This is a genomic window from Reinekea blandensis MED297 (assembly GCF_000153185.1).
Taxonomy (GTDB): domain Bacteria; phylum Pseudomonadota; class Gammaproteobacteria; order Pseudomonadales; family Natronospirillaceae; genus Reinekea; species Reinekea blandensis.
In genome coordinates this window covers 427,134-442,502 of the sequence record NZ_CH724152.1, presented here as the reverse complement: position 1 = coordinate 442,502, position 15,369 = coordinate 427,134, and the positions used below count along the sequence as shown (strand labels likewise).

Here is a 15,369-nt window from a genome sequence, read left to right as displayed (position 1 = left end):
ATTCTAGGACCGATTCATGACTATGCATGTGCTGCGTAATGCGCGCGTCTATGCACCCGATGACCTGGGTTGTCAGGACATTCTGATCGGCGGTGGCGTCATTCTCGCCATTGCACCTGACATCCAAACGCCAAAGAACCTGCCGATTACCGAAACCGACTGCCGGCAGGCCATCGTCTGCCCCGGTTTCGTTGACACCCTGACGCATATTACCGGTGGTGGTGGTGAAGGTGGTTTTGCCACCCGTACGCCGGAAATGCAGGTCAGCGACGCTGTTAAAGGCGGCGTGACCACCGTCACCGGCGCCTTGGGTACCGATGCGGTCTGCCGCACACATCAGGAACTGGTCGCCAAAGTCAAAGCTCTGCGGGACGAAGGCTTATCGGCTTATTTCTACACCGGCAACTATCATTACCCGGTGAAGACGCTGACCGGCTCGGTGCAACAAGACATCATGCTCATCGACGAATGCATCGGCATCGGTGAAATTGCCATTGCCGATCACCGTGGCAGTCAGATGAGCTGGCGGGAACTGGCGCGGGTAGCGGCCGATGCGCGCGTAGGCGGGCTTTGTTCGGGCAAAGCCGGAATCGTCAGCGTCCATGTCGGTGATGGCGATGACCGGCTCAGCACCCTGTTTGACGTGGCTGAACACAGCAACATTCCGCTCAGTCAGTTTTATCCGACGCACATTAACCGCAGTCCAGCGTTGCTCAACGATGCCGTTCGTTTTGCGGCGCTTGGCGGCAGCTTCGACCTCACCGCAAGCAGCACCCCGGAAATTCTGGCCAGCGGCGAGCTGAAATGTGCGCAGGCCTTTAAACTCGCTCTGGAGCAGGGAGTCAGCGACGAACAAATTACCTTCAGCACCGACGGTCACGCCAGCCTGCCTCATTTCAACAGTGACGGCGTTTTGGAAAGTCTGAAGGTCGGCTCCATGACTTCACTGCTGGACGAGGTGCGCGATGCCGTTCTCATCGAACAGCTGCCCCTGTCGCAAGTGCTGAAGGCGGTGACCGCCAATCCGGCGCGGATACTCAAGCTGGATAGCAAAGGCCGGATTGCCGAAAACGCCGATGCCGACCTGTTGGTTTTGAACCCGGATGACTTAACCCTGCAGAGCGTGATGGCTGGTGGGCAATGGTTCATGCAAGATGGCAACCTGACCAAAGTCGGGACGTTTGAATAACGAGGAAGTTGTAACGTGACACAGTCTATTGGTTTTATCCTGTTGCCCGGCTATTCATCCATGACCTATGTCTCGGCCATGGAACCGTTGCTTATGTGTAACGAGCTGATGGGTGAACCGGTTTTTCAGACCTTCACGGTCGCCTTGGCGGGTCGGAAAACGGTGTCCAGCCTGGGCAACGCCATTGACACCAACTACTCCCTCGATGATGCCCCGAAGGCTGACGTCTGGATCATTGCCGGCACAACACCGGCTCGCCATCCACCGGCACCCGAGCTGGACGCCTTTTTGCTCGCCCGCGAGGGCACTGCTGCACTTGGCGGGTTAGCCTCCGGCAGCTACACGCTTGCCCATCTCGGCTTGTTGAACGGCTATCGCGGTGTGGTGCACTGGCTGTCTTATGATGAGCTGCTACAAAAACACAAATCGATTTTACTGGCGAGTGAACAGTTCTGCATCGACCGGGATCGCCTGACCTGCCGCGGTGGTTCGTCCAGTTTGGATCTGATGCTGATGTGGATCGCAAAAACCGTTGGCGCCGACACCGCAGAAGCCATTTCCAAACATTTCGTGAATGAACGGCTCGGCGTTCCGAACTCGGCGGTACCGCGTGAACTCAGTGAACGAACGCGGGCAGAACAGCCAAAGCTGGCCGAAGCGCTCGAACTGATGGAAAACAACATTGAAGAGCCACTGACGACCGACGACATCGCGTTTCATGTCACCATCAGCCGTCGCCAACTCGAACGGTTATTCAAAAAACACATGAATGCGGTTCCGAGCCGCTATTACCTGCAGATCCGTTTAGAAGAAGCCCGACGCCGTCTGTTTAAAGGCAATGACAGCATCGCCGATATTGGTCTGAGCTGCGGATTTTCATCCGGCGCTCACTTTTCCACGGCCTACCGTAACCAGTATGGGCTAACCCCCTCTGAAGATCGCAGCCTGAATCAGAAAATGCAGCTCGAAAAGTAAACGAAAGTCGCTGTAAATTGCCGACTCACCGGCCTCAGCTAGACTTTCCCGGATGACATTGATGAAGACAACGCTCCGCCCATGACTTTCCACATTGTAGACATTCAGCGACGCCGCCTTATTCAACTGTTCTGGGCCACCGAGCTTCTGCTGGTTGTCATGCTGGGCAAAGGGATATTGGAACAAGACCCGCAGGACATGGCTCTCATTACCATTATCGGCCTGCTGGCCACAGCGGTTCCGGTGCTGATCCGTCACAATCACCAAACAGTAGCGTCCGGTGTCTTCGCCATACTACTGACCCTCTTGGTCATTCTGATCATGTGGACATCCAGTGGCATCAAGAATAATGCGGTCGTTGCCCTGCCGGGTTTATTTGTCTTTGTCGCGCTGATCGGAGGGCATCGATACTACTTTCCACTGGTGGCCATCGTCTTGTTTAACGTATTCCTGATGGGCTGGCTGAGTGAACTCGCGTGGTTCAATCCGTCGCTGTCGAGCCACAGTTTATCATCGGCGTTCGATATCATTGCCATCCTGTTACTGTGTGCCTTCGGTACCTATGTCATGTCTCGAGACAACAGCCGACTGGTGGAGGGCCTGCAGACAGAGATTGTCAAGGTCGAACAGTCGCATCAGGAAATGACCTATCTGGCCAACCACGATGTGTTGACCGGACTGCCGAATCGGACGAGCGCTGAAATGGCGTTCAACGCCATGACCAAACGGCTGGGCCGTCAGGAAGATACACTGGCCGCAGTCTTTTTTATCGATCTGGATGAGTTTAAAGAGGTTAACGATACCTTAGGCCACGATGTTGGCGATCAGTACCTGGTTCAGGTCTCTGACCGACTGCAGGAAGCGCTGCGTACCACCGATCAGATTTTCCGGATTGGCGGCGATGAGTTTCTGCTGTTTCTTGAAAACATCAAACAGATTGACGATTTAGTGACCATTGCCGAAAAACTGCGCGCCAACCTTTCCTTGCCGGTTACGGTCGATGAGCGATTAATCAACTGTTCCGGATCCATAGGTATGGTCGTCGTACCGACCGATGCAGACAGTTACCAGGAGGCGGTCAAACGAGCCGATATCGCCATGTATCGCTCTAAAGAAAGCGGCAAAAACTGTTTTCATTTTTACAATCCGGACATGGAGCAGGATCTGCAGGACCGCGTCGACTTCCAGAACGACATGCAGCAGGCACTTGTCGAGCGTCAGCTCCGGGTTCAGTTTCAGCCCATTGTTTCAATGGACCAAGAGCAGATCATCGGTGCTGAGGCGCTGATTCGCTGGCAACATCCGCAAAAGGGGCTGATTGCCCCTTACCAGTTTATTTCATTGGCAGAAAAATCCGACCTGATCAACGACCTGTCCCGCTTTGTCCTAGAAGAAGCCTGCTCGTTGCTGGCCGATATTCTGCCGGCTCACCCTGACTTCTACATCAGTGTGAACCTGTCTCCGGTGCAACTGCGCTTTCCCGGACTGACCAGCCGAATCATGACCCCGCGCGCCATCGAACTTGCCCCGCACCTCAAGCTGGAAGTGACGGAGTCGCAGATCATCGAATCAATGGACACGTTTCGCCAGAATGTGGAGGCCATCCGCGAACTCGGTTTCGGCCTGTTTCTGGATGATTTCGGTACCGGATACTCCAACCTCGGACATCTGCAGAAGCTTCAGTTCGAAACGCTGAAAATCGATCGCAGCTTTATTCAGAACATTCATGAACGGCCGGACCAGTTACCACTGGTGCGCGGCATCACCAACCTGGCCAAAGATCTCGGCTTGAAAGTCGTCGTCGAGGGCGTTGAAACCCAGGCGGAGCTCGCAGCATTGCGCCAACTCGACATTGCCAACGGCCAGGGCTACTTCTGGAGTCGGCCATTGGACATTCCGGCCCTGAAAACCTGTCTTCAGGATCAAACCTCCGCAAACTGAGCGGCTTCAACCTCTGACTAATGACCACGAACGGACACAATCGCCCGGAATCCGGCGGGGAACTGCACTAAAAACGATCACAGGACAGATCGACCGGCGTTAGCCTATAATCGATTGTCGCGTCAGCGTAAGTACTCCGATTCGCCTTTTCCTAGAATAACGGCAAGTCGGTCAATGTCCGCTGATGCCCTTGACTGCAAAGCCACTTTCGAAAAGAGAATTACAGATGACTGAACATACTCGCGAACAATTCGATGACGTCATGGTGCCGAACTATGCCCCTGGGAAAATCATTCCGGTGAAAGGCGAAGGCTCTCGGGTCTGGGATCAGGACGGCCGCGAATACATAGACTTTGCGGGCGGCATCGCAGTCAACGCCTTAGGCCATGCCCATCCGGCTCTGGTCAATGCGCTCACTGAACAAGGCAAAAAGCTCTGGCACCTGTCGAATGTCATGACCAATGAACCGGCCATTGCCCTGGCGAAAAAGCTGACTGACCTGACGTTTGCCGACAAGGTTTTCTTCTGTAACTCCGGTGCCGAGGCGAACGAAGCCGCACTGAAACTGGCGCGTCGCCACGCGTTCCTCAACCATGGCGAAGCCAAACACGAAATCATTTCCACACTCAGCTCGTTCCACGGGCGTACGCTGTTTACCGTCTCCGTTGGCGGCCAGGCCAAGTACAAAGAAGGCTTTGAACCCACACCCGGTGGTATCAGCCATGTACCGTACAACGACCTCGCTGCGCTGCGCGACCAGATCTCTGATAAAACGGCGGCTGTGATTGTCGAACCGATTCAAGGGGAAGGCGGTGTCACTCCGGCGACTCAAGAGTACCTCGAAGGGGTTCGCCAGCTGTGTGACGAACACGATGCCCTGCTGATTTTCGATGAGGTGCAATCTGGCGTTGGCCGAACCGGTCATCTGTATGCCTACGAACACTACGGCGTAACACCCGACATTCTGTCGACCGCTAAGGCGTTGGGCGGCGGTTTCCCGATCGGCGCGATGCTGTGTACCGATGCGGTTGCCCCAAGCCTGGCCATCGGAACGCACGGATCGACTTATGGCGGCAATCCGCTGGCCTGCTCGGTCTCTCTGGCTGTATTGGACGAGCTGACTAAGCCTGGGGTACTGGACGCCGTCCAGGCGAAGTCTGAACGCTATAAAGCCGGACTGGCTGCCCTGAATGAAAAGTACGGCATTTTCAAAGACATCCGTGGTCTGGGCCTGCTGATTGGCGCAGAACTGACGGACGAATGGCAAGGCAAAGCCAAAGATTTCCTGGGCGCTGCACTGGAGCAGGGTTTGATGATGCTGGTCGCTGGACCGAACGTGATTCGTTTTGCACCCAGCCTGATCATTCCGGATGCGGACATTGACGAAGGTCTGGCGAAGCTCGATGCCGCCATCGCTCAGGTTCTGGGCCGCTAAGCATCCGCTTTCGCAACCTTGCCTGACGACATCTACACTTCCCCGGCAACGTCCGATGCAGTCGACTGCACTGACGCCGGGGGCTTTTAATCATCAGAAGGAAATTACATGCTCGTCGTTCGACCTTCAACCTTTGTTGATCTGGCCGGTATAGAGCGTCTGCTCGACGAAACCGACGCACGGGTGACCACGCTGCCGAAAGATCGCGACAAACTGTCCGAGAAAATCAGTGAGTCTGACGACGCGTTCCGCAGTGGCGCCGAAGGCCCATCGTCCTTTCTTTTTGTGCTGGAAGATACCGACAGCAACACCGTTGTCGGCACCTCGGGGATCGATGCCTCAGCGGGCAATGGCTATCCGTTTTTCAACTACCGACTCGATGAAGTCGTGCATGCGTCGCATCACCTGAACATTTCATCCAAGGTACCGGTGTTGTTTCTGTCGCACGAACTGACCGGACGGACACTGTTACGTTCCTTTTCAATTGATCCACAGTGGCGTGATACGGACGGGTTTGAACTGCTGTCTCGTGCGCGGCTGATGTACATGGCCGCCGACCCGGATCGGTTCAATCAGGAACTCATCGTTGAAATTCAGGGCATTTTTGATGACAAGGGTGTCTGTCCATTTTGGGATGCGGTCGGCCGTAAGTTTTTCGATCTCGATTTCCTGACAGCGGACTACTACTGCTCCGTCAAAACGAAAACCTTTATGTCCGAGCTGATTCCTCAGCACCCGGTGTACGTACCACTGTTGCCGGCTGAAGCGGCGGGCAACATTGCACGCAATCACGAAGCCGCCAACCGGATCTGTCAGCTGCTCTATCGGGAAGGCTTCCACAAGTCCAAGTTTATCGATCCGTTTGACGGTGGGCCGGTACTCAAAGGTCAGCTGAACTACACCCATACTTACAGCAATATCCGCTTTAAAAAGGCCAAACCTTCTGAGGTGATTGGCGGCATGAAATACCTGATCAGCAATCAATCGACCAGCGATTTTCGTTGTGTCATCGGTACGCTGGTGGACGGTATCGGCGATACCATCCGCTTGCCGTTAGACATCAGCCAAGCATTAAACATCCGTGAAGGCGATCAGATCGCCTACTCACCGCTGTAAGGAGAGCGACGTGTATATTCGACCTGTACAGCGACACGATCTGGACGCTCTGACCATTCTGGCGAAAAACTCAGGCGTCGGCGTGACCTCGCTGCCGGACAACAAACAAAAGATGCAGGCCAAGCTCGAACAGGCGCTAATGTCTTTCGAACAAAGCAATGCCAAAGAAGATCGCCTCTATCTGTTTGCACTCGTGGATGAAGACACCAACGACGTGGCCGGCATCTGCGCTCTGGAAGCGAGCATCGGCCATGAAGACGTCTGGTACAACTTTCATGTCGGTAAATCGGTCCACGCTTCACGCGATATTGGCGTGCACAAAGTCACTCAAACGCTTTATCTGAGTAACGACCTGACCGGCAGTTCCGAGATTGCCACCCTGTTCCTGATGCCTGACTACCGGAAGGATCAGAACGGGCAGTTGCTGAGCCGTTCCCGGTATCTGTTCCTGGCGGAATTTCCTGAGCTGTTCGATGAGTACATCATTGCGGAAATGCGTGGTTACAGCGATGAAGAAGGCCGCTCTCCGTTCTGGGACAGCCTCGGTCGGCATTTCTTTCAGATGGAATTTTCCGACGCCGACTATTTAACCGGGCTTGGCAACAAAGCGTTTATCGCCGAGCTGATGCCGAAGTTTCCGATTTATGTGCCCATGCTCAGCGACGAAGCCCAGTCGGTCATTGGCCGTGTGCATCCGCATACCGAGCCGGCGCTGGCCATGCTGAAAAGCGAAGGCTTCGATTTTAACGGCTATGTCGATATCTTCGATGCCGGGCCCAGCGTGTCGGCAAAGATCAAAGACATTCGCGCCGTCAAAGAAAGCCACATCCAACGAGTCGGCCTTTCTGAACGGGGCCCGTTACCGGATCTCAACGATAAGCATGGCCTGCTGCTGGTCAGTAACCGTAAGTTCGACGACTTTCGGGTCACGCTCGTCAGTCGCGGTGCGGCCGGCGACGACACCCTCTGGCTGACGCAGAAACAGGCCTCCACCCTCAATGTAACCGAAGGCGATACTGTTCGCGTGGTATCGCTGCGACCGACGGAGAATGCATCATGAGTCATCCTTCACAATACATCGCAGGCCAATGGCTTGCCGGTGCCGGCGAACCCTTTCAGTCTCTGAATCCCGTGACTCAACAGGCCGTTTGGGAAGGCACCAGTGCCACCGCAGACGATGTCGATGCGGCCATCAAAGCCGCACGTCAGGCATTTAAAACCTGGAAACGCCATTCCCTGGATGAGCGTATCGCGATCTGTCGTCGCTTCGCCGAACTGTTGAAAGAAAACACCGAGCGTCTGGCCGATGTCATCGGCAGTGAAACCGGAAAACCCTTATGGGAATCACGCACCGAGATCGGTGCCATGGTGGGTAAAATCGAGATTTCGGTAAAAGCCTACCACGAACGAACCGGCACGAAGGCCAGCGACCTGCCCGACGGGCAAGCCGTGCTGCGCCACCGTCCGCACGGCGTGGTAGCCGTTTTCGGCCCCTACAATTTCCCGGGGCATCTGCCCAACGGTCACATCGTACCGGCGTTGATTGCCGGCAACACCGTGGTATTTAAGCCCAGTGAACAGACGCCAAAAATGGCCGAAGAAACCGTGAAACTGTGGGCGGAAGCTGGCCTGCCGGATGGCGTGATTAATCTGGTTCAAGGTGCCGTCGAGACCGGCATCGCCTTGTCGAATCACCCGAACATCGACGGTCTGTTCTTCACCGGTTCGGTACCCACCGGCGAGCTGATTCACAAACAGTATGGCGGCAATACCGGAAAAATTCTGGCGCTGGAACTGGGCGGTAACAACCCACTGATCGTCGATGAAGACATCGACGAAGCCGGTGCGCTGCACCATGTTCTGTTCTCCGCGTTTATTTCTGCCGGGCAACGCTGCACCTGTGCCCGCCGGCTGTTCATCCCGAACGGTGAAAAGGGCGATGCGTTTCTGGAAAAACTGATCGACGCTACGTTGAACCTCACCGTTGGTCGATACGACGATGAAGAACAGCCATACATGGGTGCCGTGGTGTCTCTGCACGCCGCCGACCAACTGCTGAAAGCACAACAAAACCTGGTTGAAAAAGGCGGCAACATGCTGCTGGAAATGACCCGATTGGAAGAAGGCACGGCCTTACTGACACCAGGCATCATTGATCTGACCGATGCCACCGACGTACCCGATACCGAATACTTCGGGCCGCTGTTGTCGGTCTACCGATACGACGACTTTGAAGACGCGATCGACAAGGCTAATGACACCCGTTTTGGCTTGTCAGCCGGTTTATTGTCGAACTCGCGTGAACGTTACGAGACTTTTCTGGAAGACATCCGTGCCGGTATCGTGAACTGGAACAAGCCGATCACCGGAGCCAGTTCCGCCGCTCCGTTTGGCGGTGTCGGCGCCTCCGGCAACCATCGCGCCAGTGCTTACTACGCGGCGGACTATTGCGCCTACCCGGTTGCCTCGATGGAAGCTGAAACGCTGCAGGCGCCGGCCAACACGTCACCCGGGATGAACCTATGAACGCCTTTGAGATGAACCTGGACGGGCTCGTTGGCCCGACTCACAACTACGCTGGCTTGAGCTATGGCAACATTGCATCCAAGTCCAATCAGGCGGCGGTGTCCAACCCAAAAGAAGCGGCCAAGCAGGGGCTGCAGAAAATGAAAGCCCTGGCCGATATGGGGTTTAAACAGGGCATTCTCTTGCCGCACGAACGCCCCGCCATCTGGGCGTTAAAGTCGCTCGGATACTCAGGCAGCGACGCGGATATCCTGGCCAAAGTTGCTAAAGAAAACCCGGCCATTCTCAGTGCCATTTCATCGGCGTCCTGCATGTGGACCGCCAATGCCGGCACCGTCTCGCCAAGTGCCGATACGACCGACGGACGGGTGCACTTCACAGCGGCCAACCTGAACGCGAAGTTTCACCGCTCCATTGAGCACGAAACCACCACGCGTATGCTGCAATCGATTTTCCGTGATGAACGCCACTTTGCACACCACCCGGCGCTGCCGGCCATTGACTATTTCGGCGATGAAGGGGCCGCCAATCACACCCGCTTCTGTGCCGGTTATGGCCTGCCGGGAGTCGAGTTCTTTGTCTATGGCAAAGAAGCATTCAACGAAAGTCGCCCGGCTCCGACACGCTTTCCGGCCCGTCAGACACTCGAAGCCAGTCAGGCGATTGCCCGTCTGCACGGTCTCACTGACGAACACGTGGTGTACGCACAGCAGAAACCGGAAACGATCGACGCCGGCGTATTCCACAACGATGTCATCGCGGTCGGCAATGGCAACGTGCTGTTTTACCATCAGGAAGCCTTTGTCGACACCGATCGCGTTCTGGAAGAGCTGAACCGCAAGCTGACTGGGGCTGACCTGATTTCGGTTTGTGTTCCCACCGCCGAAGTGTCGGTTCACGACGCCGTACGGTCCTATTTATTCAATAGTCAGTTGTTATCGCAGCCCGATGGCAGTATGACGTTAATTGTGCCCGGCGAGTGTCGCGAGATTCCCGCCGTATCCGACTACCTCGACCGACTGATCGGCATGACAGACAACCCGATCAACGAGGTACAGGTATTCGACCTGAAACAATCGATGAACAACGGTGGCGGCCCCGCTTGCTTACGCCTGCGAGTCGCCCTCAACGAGACGGAATTTGCCGCCATGCATTCAGGCATCATCATGACTGACGCATTGTATGGCACCTTGAACGATTGGGTGGACCGTCATTATCGGGATCGATTGACTCAAGCCGATCTGGCCGACCCTCAGTTGTTAATTGAAAGCCGGAACGCACTGGATGAACTGACGCGTCTGACCGGTGTCGGTTCTATATACCCGTTTCAATTGTGATCCAACGGCAGTCCGGCCCCGTGTCGGACTGCCGTTTTACCTGACTGGCAACACCACCATGACTCAACAACAATGTCCGCTTTGTGAACAGCCCAACGAGTGCACGGGCGATACTCAATGCTGGTGTATGTCTGTCACCATCTCTGAGACACAACGGCAGAAAATCCCGGAGGCCGACCTCAACGCCCGCTGCCTGTGTCGTCAGTGTGCTGAGGTCACGCCAGAGGCGTTAAGCAAGGCTGAACAACTGACCTGCGACAAAGAATAGACGGCGAACGTCCGGACACAGGCGCTGCATTTTTAACCAATCCCCCCTATACTGAAATCTCAGTCCAATTTTCCGGGGTGTTTCATGCAGTATGCGTCGCAACGCGGCTGGATCGCCTGGTCACTGAGTCTCATCCTGCTGGTGGCCGGATCCGCAGTGAGCTGGTTCTACTGGACTCAGACTCAGCAATTGACCGACACACAAAATGAAAACCAGGCGCTCCAGAGCCGGGTCTCACGTCTGGAACAGCAACTGGAACAAACACGATCGCAGTTGCAATCTGCGGAACAGCAACGTCAGACGCTGACTCAGGCGCGCAACCAACTGACGAATGAACTCGATCAGCTGCGCAGCGCCCAAAACAGTGTGCAATCCCAACAATCTCAGCTCCAGGCGCAGCTCAGTACCAAAAACCAGGAAGTTGAACAGCTTCAGGCCACTTTGACCGCAACGGAAGCGCGTCTTCAGGAAATCAACACCAATCTCGAGGTCGCTAACCAACTCATCGCCGAGCAACAGGGCGCACTCGACGAAGCGGCCACCACGGAGGAACGCTTTCTCGCTGCGCGTCAACAACTGGCATTGGAACAGGCCGAAAACGAAACCTACAGTGAAACCGTCGAGCGTCTGCGGCAGGAAATGGCGGCCGAGACCGCGGCCATGAATGCCCTTGAGGCACAGTTGCAGACACAGCTGAGTCAGCTGAATCAGGAAAAAGAAAAGCTCGTCACGCAACTGGAAGACGGCACGACCGCCATCAAACTTCCTGAGAGCATTCTGTTTGCTTCCGGTCGGGCCGACATTAACGCCGAAGGTCGACAATCCCTGGCTAACTTAGCGACAGCGCTGAGCAGTTTCCCAAATCACCTGATCAGCATTCAGGGGCACACCGACAGCCAAACCATTGCGCCCGCCACGGCAGAAAAATACCCAACCAACTGGGAGCTGTCCGCGGCCAGAGCCGCATCAGCCGTTCGTGAATTATTAAAGCAAGGTATTCCGGCTGATCAAATGCAGGCGGTAGGTTACGCCGATACAAGACCTTTGGTGGAAGAAACATCGGCTCAGACACGCCAACAAAACCGACGTATCGAAGTGATTTTGTTGCCCAATCAGTTCACTACCCGGGTACTGGAGGAAACCCCCGGCTAACAAGGGCTTAGCCGGCCACCACCGGATCGTAACCATCAACACAGGGATAACCGTGATGTTTATTAACAGCAGACGCCATCTGTTTCAGCTGCCACTGATTGTCTTAGTGGCCGCCTTCTTGGTGCTCGACTTTTCGCTGCTGTTCATCAACCTGACGCTCAGTCAACGACTGGAAAGCAACACTGAACTGATCAATCTCGCCGGTCGCCAGCGCATGCTCAGTCAGCGTATAGCGAAAGATCTCGTCGTTCTGACCACGATGGCCGATACCGAGCTGACCGATGCCTCCCGGACACAGCTCATTGCGAACATTGATCTGTTTGAACACACCTTAGACGCCTTTGAAAACGGCGGAGAAACACTGGATGCCGCCGGTAAACCGGTGACTTTGGACGCGCTGACCGACGATTATGCGCAACAGCTGATTGCGGATGCCCGGTCCATCTGGCAACCGGTCATCGACTGTGAACAGTGCTTTGCCAAGGGTGAAGTGCCTGACTCCCACAAAGTGATGCAGTTCGCGGCGAGCGGCAGTCGCCAGTTGCTCGAGTTAATGAATGACCTGACCATTCATGCTCAAAACATTTCACTGAACAACATTAACCGGCTGAGACTCGCGCAGATATCCATCTTTGTCCTCGTGCTGATCAATTTTTTCGCCATCCTCTATCGGATGACCGCCATCAACCGACTGACTAAACATACCCAGCAACAACTCATGGAACTGACCAGACATCTGCGTGAAGGTGTTTTTCTGATTGATGCTCAGCAAACCATTGTCTTTGCGAACAAAACCGCATGCCTGTTACTGGATGAATCGGAGAATGACCTGATCGGTACGCCCATTCATCGTTGGCTGGGCACCATCAATGGCCTGACTAACATTCAACTGACCGGTCGGTATTTTGATGTCTGCACCGCGTTGGTTTCTACGTCACCAAAAGAACTGAGAATGATCAGCCTTAGTGACATTACTGAACAGGTCAACCTGAAAAACCAGTCCACCACCGATCCATTAACCGGCCTGCTCAATCGCATCGGTCTCAGTGAACGGTATCAGCACCTGTGCCACCAACAGCACCCCATTGCCTGCCTGTTCCTGGATCTCGACGGTTTCAAACTGGTCAACGATCAGTACGGCCACGCCATCGGCGATCTGGTGCTGCACATCATCGCCAAGCGTTTTGAGGGCTGCCTGAAAAGTACCGACGCCATTGCCCGCATTGGCGGCGATGAGTTTGTCATTGTCTTCCCGGCACCCGGTCACCCATCCGATCTCGATGAACTTTGCGACCGTCTGGAGTCGGCGGTAAAACGACCCATACAGGTTGAACAACATGTTGCCAATGTCGGTGTCAGTATCGGACTGACGCTGGCCGAACCGGACACCCTCTCACTCGACCAGTTATTGATGCAGGCAGACCGCGCGATGTATCGGGTGAAGTCGACCCGAAAGAGTAAACCGTCCACAGAGCAGGAGGCCTCTCAGGCATCCGAAGAAAACTGAACTTCGGTAGATTAACGCTCGGCGCCCTGCTAGCCTTGCCGCTTTGATAACCTTTCGGTCACCCTATGATCGCCGGCATTACTCCCACCTCACAGCGCATTCCCCGTTACCCAGCGCCTTTATCGTCGCCCTGCCACGGCTGGCAACTGATGCGCTGGCTGATCAGTACCCACCGTTATGTACTGCCCATCGGCATGTTGGCGGGTTCTGGTTGGATGATGTCACAAGCGCTGTTTCCCTGGGTGCTGGGGCAACTGATTGATGACGCCATTGCCGTCGTTAATCCTGCCGCCTTTATCTTCTGGTTAGCTGCGTTTGCATGTCTGGCCGTTTCTGAGGCGCTGTTCGGTATGCTTCGTCATTGGATGGCCGTTCGGCTCTATGCCGACAGCCAACGCCTGATCACCGAAACACTGATGAGCCGGGTGCTGCGTTCGAACAGTCAGATTACACAGCAGTTTTCACCCGGCACGCTGATGAACCATCTGAGCTTTGATGCGCAACGGATTGGCGTTGCCATGGATGTAATGCTGCGCGGCAGTGCTTCGGTAGTAACCTTTATCGTGGTCGCCATTCTGCTGTTGCAGATTTCTGTGCCATTGGGATTGATCATCCTGTTGGGTTTACCGCCCGTGATCCTGTTGATGGTTCCGTTGTGGAAACCGCTGGAAACCCGAGCCACGCATGAACAGGGACGGATGGCGCACCTGACTACCCTGGCGGCCGATTTACTCGGCGGCATTCGAATACTCAAAGGCTTAGGCGCCGAACCCATTGCCCTGGCCCGGTATCGGCGACAGGCCAGCGTGGTGCGCAATGCCGCAGTCGATGTGGCCCGGCTTGACGCAGGCTGGGATGCCTTTAACGTACTGATCCCCGGTGTTCTGGTCAGCATTATTGTCGCCGTCGGCAGTTTTCAGGTTCTGAGCGGCCATTTGTCCGTCGGCGAACTGATCACAGCCTTTGGTTTTGCAGGCTTTCTGGTCGTTCCGGTGGCCACCTTTGGCGAAGTCGGCAATAAATGGTCCCGGGCGCTGGCGGCCGCCAATCGCTTGTGCACCACATTGAACACTCCGGCTAAGCAGCCGGCGCAAGCTTCCGATTCTCATTTGTCCGACCTTAACTGGCTGGGGCGGCAAACCGGACTGGTGTTTGCCGATCCGTCGCTAGTGGAACCTGAACTTACTCGAATCAAAGCGAACCTGGCCCATCAACGACCGGATCTGAGCTTATTGAGCGAAACTCAGGCGTTCCTGTTTCATGGGCAATTACGCGACAACCTTCAGGCCGGTCAGCCGCAACCTCGCACAGATTCGGCGCTCACCGAAGCGCTATGGGCCGTCGCTGCCGATGAGCTGGCCGTACGCCCCGGGCTCGATGGCCACATCCGAACGCGGGGACAATCCCTGTCCGGCGGGCAACGCCAACGCGTGGCCCTGGCACGGTGTCTGGTCGCCAATCCTGACATTCTCATACTGACCGAACCGACCAGCGCGCTCGACGCCTACACCGAGTCCCTGTTTATTTCCCGGTTCTTCAAGGCACTCCACGGTCAAACCACGCTGATTGTCAGCCACAGTGACACCTTGCTGCAGGCGCTTGATCAGGTGATCTTTATCGACCACGACGGTAATCGCCACCTTGGCCATCATGCGGAACTTACCGAACGACTCCGTGAATATCGCCGAATTGTGTCACCGGAGCTAAGCGACTCATGAGCCGTCAACATCCGGAATCCGAAACCATTGCATTGGCCTCAATGAAGGCTGTCCGTGACTCAATTCCCGCCCTCGCGCGAGATCGCTATGCCGCCCTGATCCGGGCATCTCTGGTGCTGATGGCCGCCACTGGTGTTGGATTGGTCGGCCCGCTCTTGCTAGGCAAGATCATTGACGCGCTGTCCATGACGGATGAATCCTGGCT

The 15,369-nt window shown here is 55.4% G+C and carries 13 protein-coding genes; all 13 read left to right on the top strand.

The window, feature by feature from the left end; translation table 11 throughout:
- The first annotated feature begins 16 nt into the window (after window positions 1–16).
- Complete coding sequence (gene iadA / locus MED297_RS13640) at window positions 17–1,189, top strand: beta-aspartyl-peptidase (protein WP_154650945.1); 1,173 nt, start codon at window positions 17–19, stop codon at window positions 1,187–1,189.
- 15 nt (window positions 1,190–1,204) lie between these two features.
- A complete protein-coding gene (locus MED297_RS13635; RefSeq protein WP_008045866.1) occupies window positions 1,205–2,164 on the top strand; it encodes a GlxA family transcriptional regulator in 960 nt (319 codons plus the stop codon).
- Between the two features lie 81 nt (window positions 2,165–2,245).
- Window positions 2,246–4,105 carry a putative bifunctional diguanylate cyclase/phosphodiesterase gene (locus MED297_RS13630; protein ID WP_008045864.1) on the top strand — a complete coding sequence of 620 codons (1,860 nt, stop codon included), beginning with the start codon at window positions 2,246–2,248 and terminating at the stop codon, window positions 4,103–4,105.
- Between the two features lie 226 nt (window positions 4,106–4,331).
- The gene (locus MED297_RS13625; RefSeq protein ID WP_008045863.1) at window positions 4,332–5,540 is read left to right on the top strand and encodes an aspartate aminotransferase family protein; all 1,209 of its coding nucleotides are present in this window, start codon (window positions 4,332–4,334) and stop codon (window positions 5,538–5,540) included.
- A 108-nt stretch (window positions 5,541–5,648) separates the two neighbouring features.
- Window positions 5,649–6,656 carry an arginine N-succinyltransferase gene (locus tag MED297_RS13620; protein WP_008045861.1) on the top strand — a complete coding sequence of 336 codons (1,008 nt, stop codon included), beginning with the start codon at window positions 5,649–5,651 and terminating at the stop codon, window positions 6,654–6,656.
- A gap of 10 nt (window positions 6,657–6,666) precedes the next feature.
- On the top strand, window positions 6,667–7,716 hold the full coding sequence (astA, locus tag MED297_RS13615; protein ID WP_008045859.1) for an arginine N-succinyltransferase: 1,050 nt from the start codon (window positions 6,667–6,669) through the stop codon (window positions 7,714–7,716).
- On the top strand, window positions 7,713–9,182 hold the full coding sequence (astD, locus tag MED297_RS13610) for a succinylglutamate-semialdehyde dehydrogenase (protein ID WP_008045857.1): 1,470 nt from the start codon (window positions 7,713–7,715) through the stop codon (window positions 9,180–9,182). Before astA ends, astD begins: the two co-directional genes overlap by 4 nt.
- Window positions 9,179–10,519, top strand: a complete 1,341-nt coding sequence (astB, locus tag MED297_RS13605; protein ID WP_008045850.1) for an N-succinylarginine dihydrolase — start codon at window positions 9,179–9,181, stop codon at window positions 10,517–10,519. The genes astD and astB overlap by 4 nt, the downstream gene beginning before the upstream one ends.
- A 58-nt stretch (window positions 10,520–10,577) precedes the next feature.
- A complete protein-coding gene (locus MED297_RS21910) occupies window positions 10,578–10,787 on the top strand; it encodes a cysteine-rich CWC family protein (protein ID WP_083779434.1) in 210 nt (69 codons plus the stop codon).
- 84 nt (window positions 10,788–10,871) lie between these two features.
- Window positions 10,872–11,939 (top strand): OmpA family protein, encoded by a 1,068-nt coding sequence (locus MED297_RS13600; protein WP_008045849.1) that lies wholly within the window; start codon window positions 10,872–10,874, stop codon window positions 11,937–11,939.
- Window positions 11,940–11,994: 55 nt separating this feature from the next.
- Window positions 11,995–13,446, top strand: a complete 1,452-nt coding sequence (locus MED297_RS21405) for a diguanylate cyclase domain-containing protein (RefSeq protein WP_008045848.1) — start codon at window positions 11,995–11,997, stop codon at window positions 13,444–13,446.
- Window positions 13,447–13,511: 65 nt separating this feature from the next.
- Window positions 13,512–15,164 (top strand): ABC transporter transmembrane domain-containing protein, encoded by a 1,653-nt coding sequence (locus MED297_RS13590; RefSeq protein ID WP_008045847.1) that lies wholly within the window; start codon window positions 13,512–13,514, stop codon window positions 15,162–15,164.
- A partial coding sequence (locus tag MED297_RS22325; RefSeq protein ID WP_008045846.1) for a hypothetical protein occupies window positions 15,161–15,369 on the top strand: 209 nt, incomplete at its 3' end. The genes MED297_RS13590 and MED297_RS22325, both read left to right, overlap by 4 nt.